Source organism: Picosynechococcus sp. PCC 7003 (assembly GCF_001693255.1).
In the GTDB taxonomy this organism is placed as follows: Bacteria; Cyanobacteriota; Cyanobacteriia; order Cyanobacteriales; family MRBY01; genus MRBY01.
Map to the genome: position 1 here is coordinate 214,851 of NZ_CP016474.1, position 21,936 is coordinate 236,786.

The window sequence follows — 21,936 nt, forward strand, 5'->3', positions numbered from 1 at the left end:
GTATTCGTTAAAAAAATCATCTAGGAGTTAAAAATGTCTAAAACAATTATCATTGATCCCGTAACTCGCATCGAAGGACATGCCAAAATTTCCATTTACCTAGATGATCAAGGGGAAGTGAATGAAGCCCGTTTCCATGTGGGGGAATTTCGCGGTTTTGAGAAATTTTGTGAGGGTCGTCCCTTTTGGGAAATGCCCGCCTTAACGTCCCGAATCTGTGGCATTTGTCCTGTCAGTCACCTGATTGCTTCGTCCAAAACAGGGGATCAATTATTAGCTGTAAAAATTCCCGCAGCGGCAGAAAAATTGCGACGGATGATCAATCTTGCTCAGATTACCCAATCCCATGCCCTCAGTTTTTTCCACCTCAGTAGTCCCGATTTAATTTTCGGTTGGGACGGCGATCCAAAAACAAGAAATGTGTTTGGTTTAATTGCTGCCGATCCAGATTTAGCACGGGGGGGAATCCGCCTGAGAAAGTTTGGACAGGACATTATTAAAATCCTTGGCAGCCAAAAAGTTCACCCCGCCTGGTCAATCCCCGGTGGTGTGCGATCGCCTTTGACTAAAGAAGGAAAAATCTACATTAAAAGGGGCTTGCCGGAGGCAAAAAATACCGTTAGAAATGCCCTGAGTTTGTTTAAAAAAATCCTTGATTCCCATCAGGAAGAAGTGGAAGTCTTTGGCAATTTTCCGAGTCTTTATCTGGGCTTAGTGGGGGAGTCCGGTGCATGGGAACATTACAATGGCATTTTGCGAATGATCGATAGCCGCGGCAATATTGTTGGCGATCGCCTTGATCCGAACAATTACCGTGAATTCCTTGGGGAAAAATTACAGGCAGATTCTTATTTAAAATCCCCTTACTATAAGCTTTTTGGGGAGACGGGGGTTTACCGCGTTGGACCTTTGGCACGGTTAAATATTTGCGAACATTTTGGCACACCATTAGCCGATCAAGAACTCATTGAATATCGGCAACGGCACGGCAGAATCGTGCAGGCTTCCTTCGTTTATCATCATGCTAGATTAATTGAAATCCTTGGTTCCCTCGAAAGAATTGAGCGGATGATTGATGATCCAGATTTGTTTTCTAGCCGTTTACAAGCAGAGGCGGGAGTCAATCAAACCGAAGCCGTTGGCGTGAGTGAAGCACCACGAGGAACCCTATTTCACCATTATCAAGTGGATGAAAATGGACTACTTCAAAAAATCAATTTAGTGATTGCTACGGGACAAAACAATTTTGCGATTAACCGCACTGTAACCCAAATTGCCAAGCATTATATTCATGGTGAAAATGTCGCCGAAGGTATTTTAAATCGGGTGGAAGCTGGGGTAAGAAATTACGATCCTTGCTTGAGTTGTTCAACCCATGCTGCCGGACAAATGCCGATGATTTTGCAGCTAATTTCCCCCGATGGTTCAATTGTTAAAGAAATTCGTCGTGATAGTTAATGAAACAGACTTTAATTATTGGCTATGGAAATACCTTACGTTCTGATGATGGGGCGGGACAAACCGTTGCTAAAGCTTTTTTTGATCAAGAAAATATAATGGCGATCGCCACCCATCAACTCACCCCAGAATTAGTGGAAGATTTAATCCAAGTGGAGCGCGTTTATTTTGTCGATGCTGCTCCCATTGATACCGTCACCATTCAGTTGATTCAACTCAGAGATGATGAGCACAATTTTGGACATTTTATTGACCCCCAAAGTCTCTTAAATTTAGCAAAAAAAATCTATCATTATGCCCCTGATGCCTACTTCGTTTTAATTCCGGCTCAAAATTTTGAATTGGGAGAAAGCTATTCTGAAATTACCCAAAATGCCATCCAAACAGCAATTCAGCTTTTACAGGAACAAGTCACACCATGCATGAAGTCGCAATTATGACAGAAACCGTGGCGATCGCCTTTCTATTTTTGATTTTATAATAGATAAAAAGCCTAAACTAAAAGTCATGTTATTAGAACTCAAACGTATTCAAGTCCCCCCCGGTCAGCATATTATTTTACGGGATATTAGCTGGCAGGAATTCGAGCAAATTTTAACAGACTTAGGCGAACATCGTGCGGCTCGGATTGCATATAAAGATCAATGTTTAGAGATTATGACTCCATTAGCTGAACATGAAGATAATAAAGAAATTATTAGTGATTTAATCAAAGTATTGCTGGAAGAACTCGACATGGAATTTCGTTGCTTAGGTTCTACCACATTTAGAAAAGAAACATCCCAAGGGCTAGAACCTGATCAATGTTTTTACATTAAGAATGAAGCAAAAATACGAGGTAAAAGTCGCATTGATTTAAGCATTGATCCTCCACCTGATCTTGCCCTTGAAATTGACATCACATCTCGCACCTATCCTGATATTTATGCCGCATTAGGTGTCCCTGAATTATGGCGATTTGAGCGAAATACTTTACAAATTAATGTTTTAATTAATGGTCAGTATCAAAGCATTAGTGATAGTCAAATTTTTGCGGGTTGGAATCTCATTCAAGTCATACCTCAATTTTTGGCAGATAGTAAAGTTGAAGGACGCACCACTATTCTGCGAAAATTCCGTCGATGGGTACAACAGCAGAGGTCATAGTTGCCATGCATGAAGTCGCAATCATGACAGAAACCGTGGCGATCGCCTGTGCCTCAGCCAAACAACAAAACGCCACAAAAATTGTGGGTTTAACAATGCGAATTGGGGCAATGAGTGGGGTGGTGCCGGAAGCCCTGAGTTTTGCCTTTGAAGCGGTGGCGGGCGGAACCCTTGCCGAACAGGCTAAACTAATCATTGAAATGGTTCCTGTGACCTGTTATTGTGCCCAATGTGATCGCCCTTTTACGCCACTTGATTTGTTTGATGAATGCCCTTTATGTGGCAATTTAAGTCAACAAATTCTGAGTGGCAAAGAAGTCGAATTAAAATCCTTAGAGGTGATTTAAATTATGTGTGGAAATTGCGGTTGTAACGCTGTTGAAAAACCTGTAGAAATTCATACCCATGCCCATGATCACTCCCACGGGGATCATGACCATCATCATCCCCATGATCACGACCACCACCACGGGCACAATGGCAGTCATCACCATAGCCATTCTATCGATATTAATCAATCCATTTTTGCAAAAAATGATCGTCTCGCAGAGCGTAATCGCGGCTATTTTCTGGCGAAAGATTTATTTGTCATCAATGTCGTTTCTAGTCCGGGTTCGGGAAAAACGGCATTACTAGAACGAACGATTGATCAATTAAAAAATAAACTAAATTCCGCCGTTATTGTCGGTGATTTAGAAACCGATAATGATGCCCAACGACTCCGCAAAAATGATGTTCCCGTTGCCCAAATTACCACAGGAACCCTCTGTCATCTCGATGCCGAAATGGTCTTAAATGCGGCAAGAAAAATCTCCCTTGATGATGCTAATCTATTAATCATTGAAAATGTGGGTAATTTAGTTTGTCCCGCTGCCTATGATCTGGGTGAACACAAAAGAATTGTGTTACTTTCCACGACAGAAGGGGAGGATAAACCATTAAAATACCCGACAATGTTTAAGTCTGCTGATGTTGTCATTGTTAATAAAATTGATATTGCTGAAGTGGTGGGTTTTGACCGTAATTTGGCATTAGAAAATATCCAAAAAATGTGTCCCCAAGCAGAAATTTTTGAACTATCGGCGCGCACAGGGGAAGGAATGGATAACTGGTTAAACTATCTTCAAAGTCAGTATCAAATGATTGTTGGGCAACCTGTATTAATTCCTTAGATTTCTTGTGAAACAACGGTTACATCTAGAGATTCAAGGTACGGTGCAGGGGGTTGGTTTTCGTCCCTTTGTTTATCAATTAGCCACAGCACTCAATTTATGCGGTTGGGTGAATAACTCCGCTGCGGGGGTGACAATTGAGGTGGAAGGAGGGCGATCGCCACTTCATTTATTTCTCGAAAAACTACAAACAGAGTTGCCATCCAATGCAAAAATTGATGCTTTAAAATATCAATATTTAGAGCCAGTTAATTTTAAAAATTTTCAAATTCGTGCCAGTCAAACTGGAGAAAAAATTGCCGTTGTTTTACCTGATTTAGCTACCTGTTCTGAATGCATTGCAGAAATTTTCAATCCTCAAAATCGCCGTTATCAATACCCTTTTACGAACTGCACCCATTGCGGCCCCCGCTACAGCATTATTGAAACCCTGCCCTACGATCGCCCCTTAACCTCAATGGCGGATTTTTCGATGTGCACAGACTGTCAACGGGAATATGAAGACCCCGGCGATCGCCGTTTCCATGCCCAACCGAATGCCTGCCCAAACTGTGGGCCTCAATTAAACTTTTTGACGGCTTTTAAAACTAATTTTGAGCACCAAAATCCGTTAACATTGGCGATTCAATATCTCTGTGATGGCAAAATTCTGGCATTAAAAGGTTTAGGGGGATTTCAATTATTAACGGATGCTAGAAATTTTCAGGCGGTGCAACAACTGCGCGATCGCAAACAACGACCCGACAAACCGTTAGCAGTAATGTATCCCGATTTGATTTCCGTCAAAAACGATTGCTTGCTTTCAAAATTAGAAGAAAAATGCCTGAATTCACAAGCCAGTCCCATTGTTTTATTACAGAAAAGAGAAACCTTTAAATTAGCTAAAAATGTTGCGCCAAATAATCCTCATTTAGGGGTAATGTTGCCCTATACGCCATTACATCATTTGCTATTAAATGCGCTTAATTTTCCGGTGGTGGCAACCAGTGGCAACCTCAGTGATGAACCCATTTGCATTGATGAAACGGAAGCATTAGCAAGGCTTAAAAATATTGCGGATGGATTCTTAATTCATAATCGCCGCATTCTTCGTCCTGTGGATGATTCAGTAGTGCGAGTGATGCATAATACACCTGTGATCTTGCGGCGGGCAAGGGGCTATGCACCGGAACCCATTACCTTAAAACAACCCCTCTCAAAAAATATTTTGGCAATGGGGGGACATCTAAAAAATACGGTGGCGATCGCCCAAAGAGATCGTATTTTTTTAAGTCAACATATTGGCGATTTGTCTAATCAATTAACGCTGCAAGCGATGGAACAAACCTTGCAAAAATTAAGCCAAATTTATGACTTTGAACCTGATATTCTTACCTGTGATTTACATCCTGACTATCTCTCTAGCCAATACGCTAAAAATCTTGCCCAAACACTCAATATTCCTCTAGTGCCAGTGCAACATCACCATGCTCACATCTATGCCTGCATGGCTGAACATCAGCTTGAATTTCCAGTGTTAGGGGTGGCTTGGGATGGTACGGGTTATGGTGCAGATGGCACAATTTGGGGCGGTGAATTTTTCTTTGTTGATAAGGGAAAAAATCAGCGGATTGCTTACCTTAAACCCTTCCCTCTCATTGGTGGCGATCAAGCGAATAAAGAGCCGCGTCGCAGTGCCTTAGGCTTATTATCCCAATGGTGGACATTAGAGGAATTAAGCTATTTAAATGTCCTAGGGTTAAAGGCTTTTTCGGAGCAGGAATTACAGTTAATTAAAATAATGTTAAAACGGAAAATTAATACGCCTTTAACGTCTAGTGTAGGACGGCTATTTGATGCGATCGCCTCTATTTTAGGGTTATACCAAAGGGTAACGTTTGAAGGGCAGGGGGCAATGGCACTAGAATTTTTAATTGGTGATCTAAAAACAAATGAATTCTATGGTGTTGACTGGGAAGAAAAAGATGATATTTCAACGATTAATGTACAGCCAATGGTGAAAGCTATCCTTGAGGATTTAGCATTAAATATGGGTGGTGATTTAATTGCAGCAAAATTTCACAACTCGCTTGTTGAACTGATTGTAACAGTGGCTAAAAAATCGAAACTAAAACAGGTTATTTTGGCGGGGGGCTGTTTTCAAAATAAATATCTGTTGGAAAGGGCAATTCAACGCTTAACGATGGAGGATTTCCAGGTGTTTTATCCCCAAAAGTTTCCGCCCAATGATGGGGCGATCGCCTTAGGTCAAGTCGTGGCAGTAGCACAACAATTTTTTTAAATTTTTGCCTTGTTAAAAATCTCATCCATTGTGAACCTAAGCTGGGGAAACAGATCATCCTCAATGACTTGGTTCCCGCGATAGGTCATGGGAGGAGTATTGGGGGCGAAAACAGTTAAGCTTCGTTCTTGGTCACTCACGAGCCAGACCCGCTTGATCTCTGCCGCTAGGTAATCAAGGGCTTTTTGGGTCATCTCTTCAAAGGACTGACCGGGGGACAAAATTTCGACCACTAACTCTGGAGGCACTGGACAAGGGCCATTACTAAGATCGAGGTCAGATAGTTTAGCATCGGAAATATAAGTCACATCAGGCACCGGACACCAATCTACGCCACGGCGCTGTAAGGCGATCGCCCATTCAGGATAGGCATCTCCCACTAGGAGTGAATCATCATTATTACCCCAAGCCGACAACATTATGAGAAAAGTACGTTGTAAACAGGAATGAATTCGTTTTGGTGACATTTTCGGAATAGCTTGGCCGTCTTGTAGCTCATAGGTAATATCCCCTTCTGGTAAATTCAAAAACTCCTGAAGGGTTAGGCTTTGGAGAGAATTAGTCAGGATTGTACTCATGGCCATTTGAGAACTTTGTTCCAGCTTATCGGATTATTTTCGCGATAGGGACGAGCAATAAATAATACAAAACTTGAATATACCTACAGAGATTACAGCCATTCGCTAGGATCAAAGCGGAAAAATTTAGATAAAAAGCTCAGAAATATGTGCCTTGCGGTGCCGGGAAAAATTTTAGAGATTACTGGAGACGATCCCCTCTTTAAAATGGGTCGCGTCAGTTTTGGGGGTGTGGTGCGGGAAGTGAGCCTCGCCTACGTGCCGGAAGCCCAAGTGGGGGATTATGCTGTTGTCCATGCGGGGTTTGCCCTGAGTTTGCTAGATGAGGCGGCGGCAACGGAAACCCTCGCTAATTTGGCAGAAATGGAAGCCTTTGCAGGAGTGGAGCCTTAATGAAATTTGTCGATGAATTTCGCGATCCGGCGGCGGTGCAAGGGTATATCAAGGCGATCGCCAATATTGTTACCCGTCCTTGGCAGATCATGGAAATTTGTGGCGGACAAACCCACAGCATCGTGAAATATGGCATCGATCAACTGCTGCCCCCAGAGATTACGTTGATCCATGGCCCCGGTTGTCCGGTCTGCGTCACCCCTGCTGAATTGATTGATCAGGCGATCGCCCTGGCCCAGTTGCCCGATGTGGTGCTTTGTTCCTTCGGTGATATGTTGCGCGTGCCGGGGACGAGTCTCGATTTGCTTGCGGTGAAGGCGCGGGGGGCAGCCGTAAAAATGGTTTATTCTCCCCTCGATGCCCTGAAAATGGCGCAGGAAAATCCCGATAAACAGGTGATTTTTTTTGCGGTGGGCTTTGAAACGACAGCACCAACCACGGCGATGGCAGTCTACCAAGCTGAAAAATTGGGCTTAAAAAATTTCTCCCTCTTGGTCGCCCACGTGTTGGTTCCGCCAGCGATGGCAGCGATTTTGTCTGCTCCCAATTGCCAAATTCAGGGCTTTTTACTGGCGGGTCATGTTTGTACTGTGATGGGTTATCAGGAATACGAGGCGATCGCCGAAAATTACCAAATCCCCCTGATCGTGACGGGCTTTGAACCATTGGACATTGTGCAAGGCATTTACCTGTGCGTGAAACAGTTGGAAGAAGGGCGATCGCACATCGAAAATCAATACCATCGCGTCGTGCAAGCCGCAGGCAATCCAACCGCCCAGCAATTAGTGACAGAAATTTTTGAAACTGTACCGCGAATTTGGCGTGGCATCGGAGAAATTCCCCAGAGTGGTTTCGGATTGCGCGAAAAATACGCCGCCTTTGATGCCTCTCGCAAATTTAAGCTAGATTACGCCGCTGTCACGCCACCGCAAACCTCCCCCTGTATCAGCGGCGAAATTCTCCAGGGTCAAAAAAAACCCAAGCAATGTCCCGCCTTTGGCACAAGCTGCACCCCGGAACATCCCCTTGGTGCGCCGATGGTTTCCTCTGAAGGGGCCTGCGCTGCTTATTATCGCTACGGTGGATCAATTTCCCCTAGAAACGAGGTCGTAAACAAAAGCAATTAACGACGTCGCCTGGATTTTTTGCGGGGCGATCGCCAAAACGTTTGCCAAGCCGTCTGGAATCCCGTCCAAGTGCTGCGTCCCCCCCGTTGCACTTGTTGAATTTGGCGCTGGGTTTGCTTCAGTCCTTTTTCTGTCTGTTGGAGAATCCCCCGGGCACTCTTAAAACTGGCTTCGAGTTCATCGGTTAATTCGGTAATATCTCCCCCGGTACGCCGGAGAGCATCGAGGGTGCGCGGCAGCTCTCGGTTGAGGGTATCGAGTAATTTCTCAGCGCTACGGGCCGCCCGTCCCAGTTCCAAAAAAGCCGGGAAAGCAGCGGCAAGGACAGCAGTGAGACTGAGGGCAACGAGCAAAAAAGACAGGAGTAACCAAAAAAGGGGATCTTGCACTGTAAATGAAACGGTTTAATTTTGGGACGGGTCAATCTCTTGGGCAGGAAGGAGTTCATCTTCTTCGGTATCGAGGCGTTGGGCTTCGGTTTGGCTCGCTTCAATCCCAGCGGCGATCGCCTCCTGTAACCGCTGCAGCGTCTCGTCCCAATTGCGGCGGGCCGTTTCCGAGAGCTGATCGGCGTGGAGTTGTAGACTATCCGAGAGATCCTCCGCCAGTTCTGGCAGTGCTTCGAGGGATTTTTTGAGAATTTTTCGGGTATCTTTACCGGAGCGCGGTGCGAGTAATAAACCGGCGATCGCCCCCACAGCGCCCCCAATGAGCATACCGCCCACAAAGGCCCCACCATTTCGCTCAGCCATACTGAAGTTCTCCCATTACACAAATCGCCTCCATTGTAGTATTCAACCCGGCTTCTACTAAAACCGATGAAAATTGTTCTCCAACGGGTACAACGTTCCCAGGTCAGCGTCAATCAGCAAATTGTCGGCCAAATTAACCGCGGCTTAACGCTCCTCGTTGGCATTTCCCCCACCGACACCGACGCCGAATTACAGTGGCTTACCCGCAAGTGCCTTGATCTACGCCTCTTTCCGGATCCTGAGGGCAATCCCTGGCAAGCCTCGATCCAGGACATCCAAGGAGAAATCCTCGTAGTCAGTCAATTTACCCTCTATGGCGACTGTCGCAAGGGGCGGCGGCCATCCTTTAGTGGTTCTGCGAAACCAGATCAAGCCGAACCACTCTACGAAAAATTTGTGGCCTGCCTCCGCCAAAGCGGACTGAAGATTGAAACCGGACAGTTTGGCGCCATGATGCAGGTGGAAATCATCAACGATGGCCCCGTAACCCTCATCCTAGAGCGCGAGGCCCAACCCTCCTGAATTGGCCCCAAATTTCAGTAAAGTTTTCCCCCAGGTTTTTACGAGAAATATGGCTTTGTAAAGCAGTGGGCAATATTGAGATACAAATATTAAAAGTTGGGCGATCGCCGCTTCAGTCCCCCCGATCAAAAGGCGATCGCCCCATGGCATAAGCATTTGCTCAATTTTGCTCTTGAGTACTTCTCGCCCAATTACCAAGACAAATTCCCTTCGACGAATTCCCCCGAAATTAAGAGAAAAGAAGGATAGTAAGATTTTCAACAAGCAGTTAACGTGATGAACTTCCGCCAAAGCATAGAATCATGACAGATCAACAAAAAACCGCGATCATTACTGGTGCCTCGTCCGGGGTCGGACTCTATGGGGCCAAAGCCCTCGCCGAGAAAGGCTGGCATGTGGTCATGGCCTGCCGCAACCTCGAAAAAACCGAACGAGTCGCCAAAGAAGTCGGTATCCCCGAAGCCAGTCGGACGATCATGCACCTTGATCTCGCTGATTTCGATAGCGTCCGTAAATTCGTCGCCGATTTTCGGGCCACAGGTAAAACCCTAAACTCCCTTGTTTGTAATGCGGCGGTGTATCTGCCCCTCGCCAAGGAACCCCAACGCAACAAAGATGGTTATGAACTCTGCGTTGCCACCAACCACTTGGGTCATTTCCTGCTCTGCAATTTAATGCTGGAAGACCTCAAAAATTCTCCCGCCGCGGACAAACGCCTTGTGATTCTCGGTACCGTCACCGCCAACCCGAAAGAAGTGGGTGGAAAAATTCCCATTCCGGCGCCCCCCGACCTTGGGGATCTCCAGGGGATGGCCGCTGGCTTTAAGCCCCCTGTCGCGATGATCGACGGCAAAATCTTTAAACCCGGTAAAGCTTACAAAGACAGCAAACTCTGTAATATCCTCACCATGCGGGAACTCCACAACCGCTATCACAAAGACACGGGGATTATCTTCAACTCCTTTTATCCGGGCTGTGTTGCCGAAACGGGCCTCTTTAGAAATCACTATGGTCTGTTCCGGAAGATCTTCCCTTGGTTCCAAAAAAATATTACCGGGGGCTATGTCACCGAAGAAGTCGCAGGAGAACGTCTGGCCAAAGTTGTCGCCGATCCTGGCTTCGATGTCTCTGGCGTTTACTGGAGTTGGGGGAACCGCCAACAGCAAGGACGGGAAGCTTTTATGCAGGAAGTTTCTGATGAGGCCCTTGATGATAACAAAGCAGATGTCCTTTGGGATCTCAGCGCCAAGTTAGTCGGCATGCCGGCTTAATTTCTATTGAGAACCTGATTCCTTTAGAGAGCAATTTTATTCTTATTGTCTCCCATCAAGGGAGATTTTTTTATTATCGGAAAGTCGGCGTAAAACCCTGCCTCTTTTAGAGCGGGGATATAAGCCGAGCGACTGACCAAAGGGAAGAAGCATGCCAATATCGAGTGGCATTTTGTTACACTGAATTCTAGCGGATAGGGTAATCAACCGCTCTAAAAACCCAGTAGCCTCACGGCACTACGCTGAACCTTGACAATCAAAGATATCGGGTTCTATCCAATTGTTCTAGGTTCCCCCTGTGGATAGGTAAAATCTTTGCAGGAACTAGACGAGCAGCATTTGAAACAAAGGGTTTCAAGTCAAACAAACATTGGAGAAATTCAACTACCCAGGGGCACTGGGGAAGTAACGCTTGGGGAGAGAACCACCTCTGGTTAGGGCTTCGCAAGGAATCCTAGGTAAGTGGACTCGCTGAACCAAGAATCCCCTCGCCTTTAGGCAGGGGAGTGTCAACTCACAAAATTTCTGCATTGCCTATATTTCTAGGGTTTAAAGTCGCATATTAGAGTCAGCATCAAGAGCTAAGGCGATCGCCTTGGGAAATCTCTGCCGAAAGGGGCACGGATTCCTGGTTTCCCGTCTATATTGGACACTAGCGCAACCCTTACGTCTTTATGCTGAACAAAAACACCTTTTTCCTAGCCCTACTCGCTTTTATCCCAATTTCCCTGGCCGGCCACTTCCTCGAATGGAGTCCCGTTACTGTGTTCTGTACAGCGGCGATCGCCATTGTGCCCCTAGCCGCTTTCATGGGAGAAGCCACCGAAGAAATTGCCGTTGTTGTCGGCCCCAACCTTGGTGGTCTGTTAAATGCCACCTTTGGCAATGCCACTGAATTAATTTTGGCTTTTATTGCCCTCAAGTCCGGCTTAGTCGATGTCGTCAAAGCCACGATCACCGGATCGATCATTAGTAACCTGCTACTGGTGATGGGTTTTGCGATGCTCCTGGGTGGCCTCAAATTCAAAGAACAGGACTTTCAACCCACCGCCGCCCGCCTTAATGCCTCATCCATGAACTTGGCGGTGATTGCGATCCTAATTCCCACCGCCGTAGAATACACCTCCACTGGCATTGGCGAAGCAACCCTCCAAAATCTCTCCGTTGCCGTCGCAATTGTCCTCATTCTGGTCTATGGCTTAACTTTATTGTTTTCGATGAAAACCCACTCCTACCTGTACGATGTGGGGGTCGCAGAAGTCGAAGAAGAAGGAGAAACAGAAGAAGAAGCCAAGGCAAAAGTTAACCTTTGGCTCTGGGTTGGGGTTCTACTTGTCGTTACCCTTGCCGTTGCCATTGAATCGGAACTCTTAGTCGGTTCCCTCGAAGCAGCCACCGAAAGTCTCGGCCTCAGTCCTCTCTTTACAGGGGTAATTCTCCTGCCCATCATTGGTAATGCCGCAGAACATGCCACCGCTGTTACCGTCGCCCTAAAAAATAAAATGGATCTATCCGTATCCGTTGCCGTTGGCTCTAGTTTGCAAATTGCCCTGTTTGTCGCCCCGGTCTTAGTCATCGCTGGGTGGGTTATTGGTCAACCGATGGATCTTGATTTCAATCCCTTTGAACTGGTAGCCGTGGCCGTAGCTGTCCTGATTGCCAATTCCATTAGTTCTGATGGTAATTCCAATTGGCTCGAAGGAAGCCTATTACTAGCGACCTATACAGTGCTTGGGTTGGCCTTTTTCTTCCATCCGGCTGTACCTGGACTGGCCTAGATCATCACACCACAAAACATCAAACTGCTAATTTCTTTGGGCGAACCTTGGTTCGTCTTTATTTTTGGTCGCAAGGGTGGCGATCGCCTTACCGAGAAATCTGAGTTGCCCTTCCCGATTTTAAGTTTGCTGCATTAGCATAGGTATAGTGGCTGTCGTGCAAACTATTGATGGGGGCAGTCCCAATTTACCAACTATCTGAAGCCTTCCATGTCAAACTCTAAACCCTTTGTACTCGGTGCAACAGCTCTAGTGTTAACCACTGTGGCGGTTACAGGGGCAGGACTGCACTACTCCAAAAGCGAAGCCTACCTCAAAGACAGCCCGAAGGAAATTGTGGACGAGGTTTGGTATGTCATCAACAAAGAATACGTTGATGCGACCTTTAACCAAAATGACTGGCGTCAGGTACGGCAAGAGTTCCTCAGCAAAGATTATGCCAATACGGACGAAGCCTACGATGCAATTCGGGAAATGTTGGATCTTTTAGGGGATCCCTATACCCGGTTTATGCCCCCCCAAGATTTTGAAAATTTACAGGTTGATACGTCCGGTGAGCTAACCGGAGTCGGAATTCAGATCACGAAGGACAAAGATACTGAAGAAGTGGTCGTTATTGCGCCCATTGAAGAGACGCCAGCCTTTGAAGCGGGCATTATGGCCCAAGATGTGATCGTTGCCGTGGATGATCAACCCACCGAAGGGATGGAACTCAATGATGTGGTGAATCTAATTCGCGGTCGACGAGGCACAGAGGTTATCCTCACCATTCGTCGGGGTGAACGGGTACTAGAGTTTCCCATTGTTCGAGAAATAATTCAGATTCATCCGGTAAAGGCACGGATTAATGAAAGTCCCATCGGTGATGTGGGCTATATTCGTCTGACACAATTTAGTGCCCAGGCCACCTCAGAGATGCGAGAGGCGATCGCCGATTTAGAATCCCAGAATGTCGATGGCTATGTCTTGGATTTACGTTCGAATCCTGGGGGCCTGCTCTATGCCAGCATCGACATTGCCCAAATGTGGCTCGATGGCGGTGGTATTGTTTCGACGGTAAACCGTGTCGGTGAAGTAGATCGCCAGGAAGCCAGTAACCGCGCCCTAACCGATAAACCCCTGATCGTTTTAGTGGACGGGGGCTCCGCCAGTGCCAGCGAAATTCTTTCCGGGGCGCTCCAAGACAATCACCGGGCAGTGCTTGTGGGGACGCAAACCTTTGGGAAAGGGTTGGTGCAGTCTGTCCGTCGCCTGGGAGATGATTCTGGGGTTGCTGTAACAGTCGCGAAATATTTGACGCCCTCTGGTCGGGATATCAATAAAGAAGGCATTGCGCCGGACTTTGTCGTAGAACTCGATGAAACAGACCAAGAAGCGTTGCAAGAAGATCGCACAAAAATTGGTACAATAGCTGACCCACAATATGCCAAAGCGATCCAACTGCTCGACGAACAGCTCCGTACTGGGACGATTGTGATCCCCGAAAAACAAGCCAGTTCTGAGCGCCCGAATCGTTCGGGCCAGGATAGCTAAATTTTCCCAGTCCTCGGTGTAGGCGATCGCCCCTTAAAAGGCCGTTACAAATCTTGTTGCGGTGGCGATCGCCCCCCGAATCCCAGGCCCAACTTCCCTGGGTTTACGGCCTTAAGACTTGCTTAAGATTTTTCTAAAAATAAAGTTGCGCACTAGATATAGAGTGGAGTATGCTTAGTTACCCTACATCTAGCGTCTGAGGTGCAACCCATGGATTATGTTCAAGAATGGCAGCAAAGCTGTGTTGATCCTGAACTCATCCAACTGAATGTTATTTCCCTAGAGGGCGATCGCCCTTTGGATTACTTGCTCTATTCAGAGGCGTTGCCCCGACGAAATGATGGTCGTTTAGGAGACAGTTATCTCCAGCGCTATCAACACACCGAGGCCGGAGGGTGGTGGTGTTCTGGCGTCGATATTTTGACGGGAAAGGCTGATCTTTGGGGCTGTTTCAAACCGGAGCAACCCCGCGTGAATCCGGAAAAAGGCAAACCCATCAAGTACGAACACCCCCCAAAAACGAGTACGGGTCTATTTGCGTTACGATTACCGCCCCATGTGTGGGAGCGGGTCGCCCGTCGCCATCAATTAGAATTTAGCCAAGACGATTGGGACGACACCCAGCCCGATGGGGGGTTTTGGCAATGGTTAAAGGAACATCCCCAAATTCCCCTGATTATTACTGAAGGGGCAAAAAAAGCAGGCTCCCTATTGAGTGCCGGCTATGGGGCGATCGCCTTACCGGGAATTTATGGCGCAATCCGGACGCCCAAGGATGAATTTGGTCATCGCATCGGCCAATCCAGACTTATTCCCCAACTGAAAAAACTCATTCACGGGCAACGCCCCATTTACATTGCCTTTGACCAGGACGAAAAACCAACAACAGTCCGGGCCGTGCGCAGTGCCATCCGAAAAACGGGTTATTTACTCAAGCAAGCCGGTTGCCCGGTAAAAGTGATCACCTGGGACCGTCGCGCGGGTAAAGGGGTGGATGATCTCATTGCCAATCAAGGCCAGGCCGCCTTTGAAGCCGCTTTTCAAAATGCCCCCAGCCTCGATCTCTGGAAAGCCCAAGATCTCGAACAACTCACCTATCCCCGTCACCAAACCCTAGACCAACGGTATCTCCCAGAGCAGTTGACCATTCCCCCGGCAGCCAAATTAATTGCGCTCAAATCCCCGAAAGGAACGGGCAAAACCCGTTGGCTAGAATCAGTTGTCGCTGGGGCGATCGCCCGTCAACAGCCTGTCCTTGTGATTGGCCACCGCATTCGTCTGGTTGAAGAGCTTTGTCAGCGGTTTGGCCTCGATTACATCCGTGATTTACCCAAGGGGAAAGACCGTTCTAAGGAGCCTAACTTAAAAATTAATGGCTATGGCCTCTGTATTGATTCCTTGCATGGCAAATCCCAGGCCCGATTTAATCCACATCACTGGGGTGATGCCCTGATTATTTTTGACGAAGTAGAACAAGTGCTATGGCACGGGTTAAATTCCAGCACCTGTCGCGATAACCGGGTCAATATTCTCCAGAGTCTCAAGCACCTGTTGCAAAATGTTTTTGTCGGCGAAGGTCAAATTTATATCAGTGACGCCGACTTGAGCGATGTTTCCATTGACTACCTCCTCACCCTGGGGGGCCAAAAGCTCCAGCCCTATCTCATTGAAAATACTTGGCAAGCGGATACCAGCACCCATTACACCCTCAATCATTATCCCGATGGCACACCGAAGCGTTTAGTCAAGGACTTGGTGCAACATATCCAAGGGGGCGGGCGACCTTTTATCTGTCTGTCGGCCCAAAAACTGAAGAGCCAGTGGAGCACTTCAACCCTCGAAATCTATCTCAAAAATCAATTCCCTGACCGCAAAATTCTCCGCCTTGATGCAGAATCCCTCGCCGATCCGAAGCATCCCGCCTACGGTGCCATGGGCCAAATTAACCAAACCCTCGCCCAATATGATGTGGTTTTAGCCAGCCCCGCCGTGGAAACGGGGATTAGTCTTGATTTGCAGGGACATTTCACCTCGGTGTGGGCGATCGCCCAGGGGGTACAAACAGTCAATTCCATCTGCCAGGCCCTGAGTCGGGTGCGTGAAAATATTCCGCGTCATCTCTGGGTGGCAAAATACGGCTTCAATACCGTCGGCAATGGGGCCACTTCCATCCCGGCACTGCTCACCTCCAGTCAGCGGCTCACCCAAACGAATATTCGTCTGCTGCAACAGTCTGACTTTATTGCCCTTGATGATTTAGATACTGCTTTTCAGGCTGAATCCTTGTTGTGTTGGGCCAAATTTGCGGTACGGATTAATGCGGGTATGGTGAACTACCGCGAGGCCGTGCTCGCCCATCTCCAGCGGGAAGGCCATCAACTGGCGGCGGTGCCAAAACGCCGTAAAACAACGACAACCCAAACCCAGCCCGATAATCAATTGGCCACGGCGATCAATGCCATTCGCGATACCAACTATCAAGCAGAATGTTTGGCGATCGCCCAGGCAACCCCCTTGAGTACCAGAGACTACCAACGCCTGAAAAAGAGCCTCCTGAAAAGCCCTGCTGAACGACAACAGCTCCGTAAGTACGAACTCCAGAAACGCTACAATCTGCCCGTCACCGCTTCTCTAGTGGCTAAAGATGACGACCACTGGTACCAAAAGCTGCGACGCCACTATTTCCTGACCCTGGGTCGCCCTTACCTGGCGGATCGAGATGCCCTCATCGCAAGTCACCTGATGCAGCAGGGCGGCGGGCAAATTTTCCAGCCTGATTTTAACCACTCCCAAATGGGGGCAATCATCGGCACCATGGAAATTTTAGGGATCACGACCCTCCTCGCCCAAACAAATCGCCCCCTCCATAACCTCGATCCAGAGATGCAACGACTCGCGGCGATCGCCCTCGAAAATCGAGATGCCATCAAGACCACCGTTGGCATTGGCCTCGCGAAAAATTCCACGCCGATCATGATTCTGCGTCGCTTCCTCGAACTACTCGGCCTCGAACTGAAATACCTCAAAATCACCACCATTCAGAAAAAACGCACCCGCATCTACCAAATCAGTCAGCCCCAGGATCAACGCCAAACGGTCTTTCAACATTGGCTACAAAGCGATCAAAATTGCCCAGGCACCTCCGCTTTTTGGCAAGAAGACTGCCAAAAGTACCTCGCCAAACTCCAGGCAACCCGGCACCAAACCGAATCGAACTATGTTCAACTAACTTTTGAGCTACCGACCCCGGAAGCTTCCTAAGCCTGACCGAAAAGATGGGATACAAGCCCCGTCTTTCTAAGACGGCTTTATAGTAAAATTTAAGGATAGTCGCCATAGGGCATTGGGAGACTTTAAACGGACATGGAGGGAAGATAAGACCACTTGTGGCGCATCCCAGCGAAGTGTCAAGGAATCCTCGATCCTTTAGGACGGGGAGGTATGTCAATGATGAAAGCCAATAAATAAATAAAAAAAGGGGCCACTTTCTCTGAAGCCCTCCTTTTTCCGAAAATATTACTTTTGACAGCGATTAGGATTTCACTTCGAGGCCAACGGGACAGCCGACTCCTGTACCACCGAGGCCACAGTAGCCCCCTGGGTTTTTCGCCAGATACTGCTGGTGATATTCTTCCGCGTAATAAAATTCCGGTGCATCCAAAATTTCCGTCGTGATCGCGCCGTAACCCTTCGCTTTCAACGCATCTTGGTAAGCTTTTCGCGATGCCTGTGCAAGCTGTTTCTGGGCCTCGGAGTAAGTGTAAATGCCAGAACGGTACTGGGTGCCCACATCATTCCCTTGGCGCATGCCTTGGGTGGGATCATGGCTTTCCCAAAAAACCTTGAGGAGGGTTTCATAGGACACTTGAGTCGGATCGTAGGTAACCAGCACCACCTCATTGTGACCTGTCATCCCGGAGCAAACTTCCTGGTAGGTGGGGTTTGGGGTGTAACCTGCCGCATACCCCACTGCTGTACTAAAAACACCGGGGGTTTGCCAAAATTTGCGTTCTGCTCCCCAAAAACAGCCCAGGCCAAAAATTGCCAATTCAATACCCGCAGGGAAGGGGGGGGCAATGGGATTGCCATTAACGAAATGATGGTCGGGGATGGGCATCGTTTGGGAACGACCGGGTAAAGCCTCCTGGGGGGTAGGCATTTGGGTCTTTTTACCGAGCAAACCAAAAAACATAGGACTTAATTTTCAACCATGGTGACTGCCTTGATTGTAGACAAAAAGCTCTGGCGGATGGGGCGGCCTTTTTCTGGGAACGGGGGGAGGGGGCGATCGCTTTCTGATAAAATTCTATAGAATCTTAAAAAAACGTTACTTAACCGGAATTTAAATGAATTTACTGGTGGTCGGTGCTACTGGCACATTAGGCAGGCAAGTCGCGCGACGGGCATTAGATGAAGGGCATCAAGTCCGTTGTCTCGTCCGTAATCCCCGTAAAGCTTCCTTTTTGAAGGAGTGGGGCGCAGAATTAATCGGCGGAAATTTATGCCAGCCCGAGTCTTTGATCCCAGCCCTAGAAGGGGTTGATGCCGTCATTGATGCTGCCACGGCCCGGGCAACGGATTCCATCGGTGTTAAGGAAGTTGACTGGGAAGGGCAAATAAACTTGATCCAAGCGGCAAAGGAAGCTGGGGTCGAGCGATTTATTTTCTTTTCAATTCTTAATGCAGAGCAGCACCGTGATGTGCCCTTGATGGATGCAAAATATTGCGTCGAGGAATATCTCAAAGAAGCGGGCCTGAACTATACAATCCTGCGCCTGAGCGGGTTTATGCAGGGGTTGATCGCCCAATACGCGATTCCTATCCTTGAAAATCAAGCGGTCTGGATCACTGGCGAGAGTTCGCCAATCGCCTACATGAACACCCAGGATATTGCGAAGTTTGCGGTACAGGCGGTGAAAATTCCGGCCACGGAAAAGCAAACCTTTCCAGTAGTAGGCACCCGGGCTTGGAAAGGGGAAGAAATTATCGCCATTTGTGAGCGTTATTCTGGCCAAACCGCCAGTATCGCCCGGTTGTCCTTGAGTTTTCTGCGGTTAATGCGCCGGTTCAGCCGTTTTTTCCAATGGGGACAAAATGCATCGGATCGCTTGGCCTTTGCAGAGGTGATGGCCACGGGTAAGCCTTTGGATGCGCCCATGGAAGACGTCTACAAAACATTTGAGCTTGATCCCGCCGAAACAACGACCCTAGAAAGTTATTTGCAGGAATACTTCAGTCGCATCATGCAGAAGCTGAAGGAAATTGACTACGAGAAAAATAAGGGCAAAAAGAAAAACGGTAAGAAAAAGCCGAATATTCGGACACCATTTTAAGGACGTTCCTCTGCGGTTGTATTCCCCTAGAGTGGTGCCTGGGGGATGCAGCTGAGAGAGTAAGAAGCTTGACGTTTTCTTGGTGGCGATCGCCAACCGTATCGGTATTAAGGGAAACGGTTTGAGTGATACCCTATTGTTTATATCCTTAAGTTTTTAGGACACTTCTACTTGTGCCCAAAGCCGGCATTATCTATAACGACATCAAACCCATTGCCTGCCAAGTCGCTCAGGAATTAGCCAAAACCTTGAGGAATAAAGGGTGGGAAGTGTTTACGGCCACTGGATTTGGCGGTCTACTTGGTTATGCAGAATGTCCGCCAACCCAAGAAACCGGCCATCAACGGCCCGTGTGCCACACCAAAATTGAGCAATTGGTGCCCCCCAACTTTGATGAAAATATGCAATTTGCCGTGGTTCTGGGGGGAGATGGTACGGTATTGTCGGCGGCGCGCCAGGTTGCCCCAAAGGGAATCCCCCTGCTAACGGTCAACACAGGACATCTCGGGTTTTTGACGGAAATGTATCTCCAGCACCTCGATGAGGCGATCGCCCAGTTGCTGGCCGGAGAATACGAAATCGAAGACCGTTCGATGATTACAGTGCAGCTTTTCCGCGATGAGGAACTCCTTTGGGAAGCCCTGAGTCTTAATGAAATGGTGCTCCACCGGGAACCCCTAGCCGGGATGTGTCACTTTGAAATCCAGATTGGTCGCCATGCCCCCGTTGACATTGCCGCCGACGGCATTATGATTTCAACCCCCACCGGCTCCACGGCTTACTCCCTCAGCGCGGGCGGCCCCGTCGTCACCCCTGATGTGCCCGTTTTTCAGCTTGCCCCCATCTGTCCCCATTCCCTTGCGTCCCGGGCCCTCGTCTTTTCCGACACAGAACCGGTGAATATTTTTCCGGCCACGTCCCATCGTTTGGTGATGGTTGTTGATGGTAACGGTGGGGCCTATGTCTTGCCAGATGATCAAGTCCATTTAGAGAGATCGCCTTATAATGCCCGCTTTGTGCGCCTCCACCGACCCGAATTTTTCCGCATTCTCCGGGAGAAGCTGGGCTGGGGACTCCCCCATGTGGCGAAACCCACATCCCGCAAAGTTTTGTAGGGGAGGCGCTGGGAAGCAAAGATTCGTGAAAATTTGTCTTTACCCAAATTGAGCCTTTCTAGAATCAAAAAGACCAACCTCTTCACTTTCATTTATCCACATCCATTTTTCTTTGTTCGGACGATTTCGATAGCTTGATATGCCCCAAAGCCAATATGCCGCCGATGGTTTAGCCTATGTTCTCCTCGTTGGGACGGATCAAGAGTTTACACAACGGGCCACCCTAGATCTCGCTGATCTCGGTTACCAAACCATTACCGTTGAAACGGTAGAACAAGCCCAACAACGACTCCGACAGTTACCAGCAGGCATGGTGATTGTGGATTATCCTCTCTTAGGACAACGGGGGATCGACTTTTGCCGTAGCCTCCGCAAAGCCCAATTTGTGCGGCCCATTTTATTTCTGGTGACCCAAGATCGTGTAGAAGAGCGGGTGATCTGCCTCGAGGCCGGAGCCGATGATTATGTGCTGCAACCCTACCAGCAGGAGCGGTTTTTACGGCTGCTTGAAATTTATCTCCAGCCCCAAACGGGCCAGCGGGAGCAACTTTTTTTTGGGGATTTAATCTTAGATCTCAATACCCGGCAGGTGTGGCGATCGCCAGGTCAAAGTAGCGACTCTCCCCGTCCCATCGAACTAACGGTCAAAGAATTTGAACTGTTGAAATATTTGATGTCCCATCCCCAACAGGTTTTAACGCGGGAGCAAATCCTGGAAAATGTCTGGGGGAATGAATTTCAAGGGGAATCTAACGTGATTGAAGTCTATATTCGTTATTTGCGCCTTAAAATTGAAGCAAAAGGCCAGAAACGCCTGATCCAAACTGTGCGGGGAGTCGGCTATGTCCTCAAAAAAGATCCCTAGGTTTTAAAATACCTGGCAGCGGCTCCTCTTCGATCTCCACCATCTAACATAAATCACCATGTCTTTTCCTTCCCGTCTCTGTCTGGCTCTCTGTGGCACTGTCTTGGTTGGCTGTGTTCCGTTCCCGGTTGACGATGCTGGCCTCAATGCACCCCCCAGTGAGACCCCGATGAGTCAGTCCACCCCCAGACCCCAGGGGCAAATGCTCCCGATTACGGCAACGGCCCAGATTGTGGGATCGGAGCAACGGTTTGGGTTAGAGGTGGCAGAAACCGCAGAACAGCAGCGCTTAGGGTTGATGTACCGGGAGTTTTTACCGGACAATCGAGGGATGTTATTTGAATTTGAACCCGCCCGCCCCGTTAGTTTCTGGATGAAAAATTGCTTGATTAATTTGGATATGATTTTCCTGCGAGAAGGCGTGGTGCAGGCGATCGCCCATGATGTCCCCCCTTGTGAAAGTGATCCTTGTCCCACCTATGGGCCACCAGCAACCGTCAATATTGACCAAGTGATTGAAATTCGGGGCGGTTTAGCGAAGGAAATTAATCTGCAAGCCGGCGATCGCATCGAGGTCACCAAAACTACGAATAATTAAATCCCCATCGTGAA

21 protein-coding genes are annotated in these 21,936 nt (G+C 48.1%); 17 read left to right on the forward strand and 4 right to left on the reverse strand.

The window, feature by feature from the left end:
* Positions 1-33: 33 nt before the first annotated feature.
* From AWQ21_RS01020 to hypF, 6 genes are all read left to right on the forward strand, one after another.
* Complete coding sequence (locus AWQ21_RS01020) at positions 34-1,458, forward strand: Ni/Fe hydrogenase subunit alpha (RefSeq protein ID WP_065712938.1); 1,425 nt, start codon at positions 34-36, stop codon at positions 1,456-1,458.
* Positions 1,458-1,898 (forward strand): hydrogenase maturation protease, encoded by a 441-nt coding sequence (locus AWQ21_RS01025; RefSeq protein WP_065712939.1) that lies wholly within the window; start codon positions 1,458-1,460, stop codon positions 1,896-1,898. The genes AWQ21_RS01020 and AWQ21_RS01025 overlap by 1 nt, the downstream gene beginning before the upstream one ends.
* Positions 1,899-1,965: 67 nt before the next feature.
* Positions 1,966-2,604: a Uma2 family endonuclease gene (locus AWQ21_RS01030; protein WP_065712940.1), complete on the forward strand. Its 639-nt coding sequence runs from the start codon at positions 1,966-1,968 to the stop codon at positions 2,602-2,604.
* Positions 2,605-2,609: 5 nt separating this feature from the next.
* Positions 2,610-2,951 (forward strand): hydrogenase maturation nickel metallochaperone HypA, encoded by a 342-nt coding sequence (gene hypA, locus AWQ21_RS01035; protein ID WP_065712941.1) that lies wholly within the window; start codon positions 2,610-2,612, stop codon positions 2,949-2,951.
* 3 nt (positions 2,952-2,954) lie between these two features.
* Positions 2,955-3,776 (forward strand): hydrogenase nickel incorporation protein HypB, encoded by an 822-nt coding sequence (hypB, locus tag AWQ21_RS01040; RefSeq protein ID WP_065712942.1) that lies wholly within the window; start codon positions 2,955-2,957, stop codon positions 3,774-3,776.
* A 7-nt stretch (positions 3,777-3,783) separates the two neighbouring features.
* Complete coding sequence (gene hypF / locus AWQ21_RS01045) at positions 3,784-6,057, forward strand: carbamoyltransferase HypF (RefSeq protein ID WP_065712943.1); 2,274 nt, start codon at positions 3,784-3,786, stop codon at positions 6,055-6,057.
* Here hypF and AWQ21_RS01050 read toward each other — a convergent pair.
* Complete coding sequence (locus AWQ21_RS01050) at positions 6,054-6,635, reverse strand: Uma2 family endonuclease (RefSeq protein ID WP_065715152.1); 582 nt, start codon at positions 6,633-6,635, stop codon at positions 6,054-6,056. The genes hypF and AWQ21_RS01050 overlap by 4 nt on opposite strands.
* Before the next feature lie 147 nt (positions 6,636-6,782).
* Between AWQ21_RS01050 and AWQ21_RS01055 the strand changes: the two genes are divergently transcribed.
* Together AWQ21_RS01055 and hypD are read left to right on the forward strand one after the other, a co-directional pair.
* Positions 6,783-7,028, forward strand: coding sequence for a HypC/HybG/HupF family hydrogenase formation chaperone (locus AWQ21_RS01055; RefSeq protein WP_065712944.1), 246 nt, complete (start codon positions 6,783-6,785; stop codon positions 7,026-7,028).
* Positions 7,028-8,155, forward strand: a complete 1,128-nt coding sequence (gene hypD / locus AWQ21_RS01060) for a hydrogenase formation protein HypD (protein ID WP_065712945.1) — start codon at positions 7,028-7,030, stop codon at positions 8,153-8,155. Before AWQ21_RS01055 ends, hypD begins: the two co-directional genes overlap by 1 nt.
* Here the strand turns inward: hypD and AWQ21_RS01065 are convergent.
* The gene (locus tag AWQ21_RS01065) at positions 8,152-8,544 is read right to left on the reverse strand and encodes a hypothetical protein (RefSeq protein ID WP_065712946.1); all 393 of its coding nucleotides are present in this window, start codon (positions 8,542-8,544) and stop codon (positions 8,152-8,154) included. The two genes, hypD and AWQ21_RS01065, sit on opposite strands and share 4 nt — an antisense overlap.
* A 15-nt stretch (positions 8,545-8,559) precedes the next feature.
* Positions 8,560-8,907, reverse strand: a complete 348-nt coding sequence (locus AWQ21_RS01070) for a YtxH domain-containing protein (RefSeq protein WP_065712947.1) — start codon at positions 8,905-8,907, stop codon at positions 8,560-8,562.
* 66 nt (positions 8,908-8,973) lie between these two features.
* Between AWQ21_RS01070 and dtd the strand changes: the two genes are divergently transcribed.
* From dtd to AWQ21_RS01100, 5 genes are all read left to right on the forward strand, one after another.
* Entirely contained in the window at positions 8,974-9,429 is a 456-nt protein-coding gene (gene dtd / locus AWQ21_RS01075; protein WP_065712948.1) for a D-aminoacyl-tRNA deacylase, read from the forward strand.
* A 302-nt stretch (positions 9,430-9,731) separates the two neighbouring features.
* Positions 9,732-10,700: a protochlorophyllide reductase gene (locus AWQ21_RS01085; RefSeq protein ID WP_065712950.1), complete on the forward strand. Its 969-nt coding sequence runs from the start codon at positions 9,732-9,734 to the stop codon at positions 10,698-10,700.
* A 674-nt stretch (positions 10,701-11,374) separates the two neighbouring features.
* Positions 11,375-12,478: a calcium/proton exchanger gene (gene cax / locus AWQ21_RS01090; protein ID WP_065712951.1), complete on the forward strand. Its 1,104-nt coding sequence runs from the start codon at positions 11,375-11,377 to the stop codon at positions 12,476-12,478.
* A gap of 210 nt (positions 12,479-12,688) precedes the next feature.
* On the forward strand, positions 12,689-14,011 hold the full coding sequence (ctpC, locus tag AWQ21_RS01095) for a carboxyl-terminal processing protease CtpC (RefSeq protein WP_065712952.1): 1,323 nt from the start codon (positions 12,689-12,691) through the stop codon (positions 14,009-14,011).
* 210 nt (positions 14,012-14,221) lie between these two features.
* On the forward strand, positions 14,222-17,272 hold the full coding sequence (locus AWQ21_RS01100; RefSeq protein WP_065712953.1) for a plasmid replication protein, CyRepA1 family: 3,051 nt from the start codon (positions 14,222-14,224) through the stop codon (positions 17,270-17,272).
* Between the two features lie 271 nt (positions 17,273-17,543).
* Here AWQ21_RS01100 and msrA read toward each other — a convergent pair whose 3' ends face one another.
* Positions 17,544-18,203, reverse strand: a complete 660-nt coding sequence (msrA, locus tag AWQ21_RS01105; RefSeq protein WP_065712954.1) for a peptide-methionine (S)-S-oxide reductase MsrA — start codon at positions 18,201-18,203, stop codon at positions 17,544-17,546.
* Between the two features lie 154 nt (positions 18,204-18,357).
* Between msrA and AWQ21_RS01110 the strand changes: the two genes are divergently transcribed.
* The 4 genes from AWQ21_RS01110 (at position 18,358) to AWQ21_RS01125 (ending at position 21,922) form a co-directional block, all read left to right on the forward strand.
* Entirely contained in the window at positions 18,358-19,344 is a 987-nt protein-coding gene (locus AWQ21_RS01110; protein WP_065712955.1) for an SDR family oxidoreductase, read from the forward strand.
* Positions 19,345-19,517: 173 nt separating this feature from the next.
* Positions 19,518-20,459, forward strand: a complete 942-nt coding sequence (locus tag AWQ21_RS01115) for an NAD(+) kinase (RefSeq protein WP_065712956.1) — start codon at positions 19,518-19,520, stop codon at positions 20,457-20,459.
* 139 nt (positions 20,460-20,598) lie between these two features.
* The gene (nblR, locus tag AWQ21_RS01120) at positions 20,599-21,324 is read left to right on the forward strand and encodes a response regulator transcription factor NblR (RefSeq protein ID WP_065712957.1); all 726 of its coding nucleotides are present in this window, start codon (positions 20,599-20,601) and stop codon (positions 21,322-21,324) included.
* Between the two features lie 58 nt (positions 21,325-21,382).
* The gene (locus AWQ21_RS01125) at positions 21,383-21,922 is read left to right on the forward strand and encodes a DUF192 domain-containing protein (RefSeq protein ID WP_065712958.1); all 540 of its coding nucleotides are present in this window, start codon (positions 21,383-21,385) and stop codon (positions 21,920-21,922) included.
* The last annotated feature ends 14 nt before the right edge of the window (positions 21,923-21,936 follow it).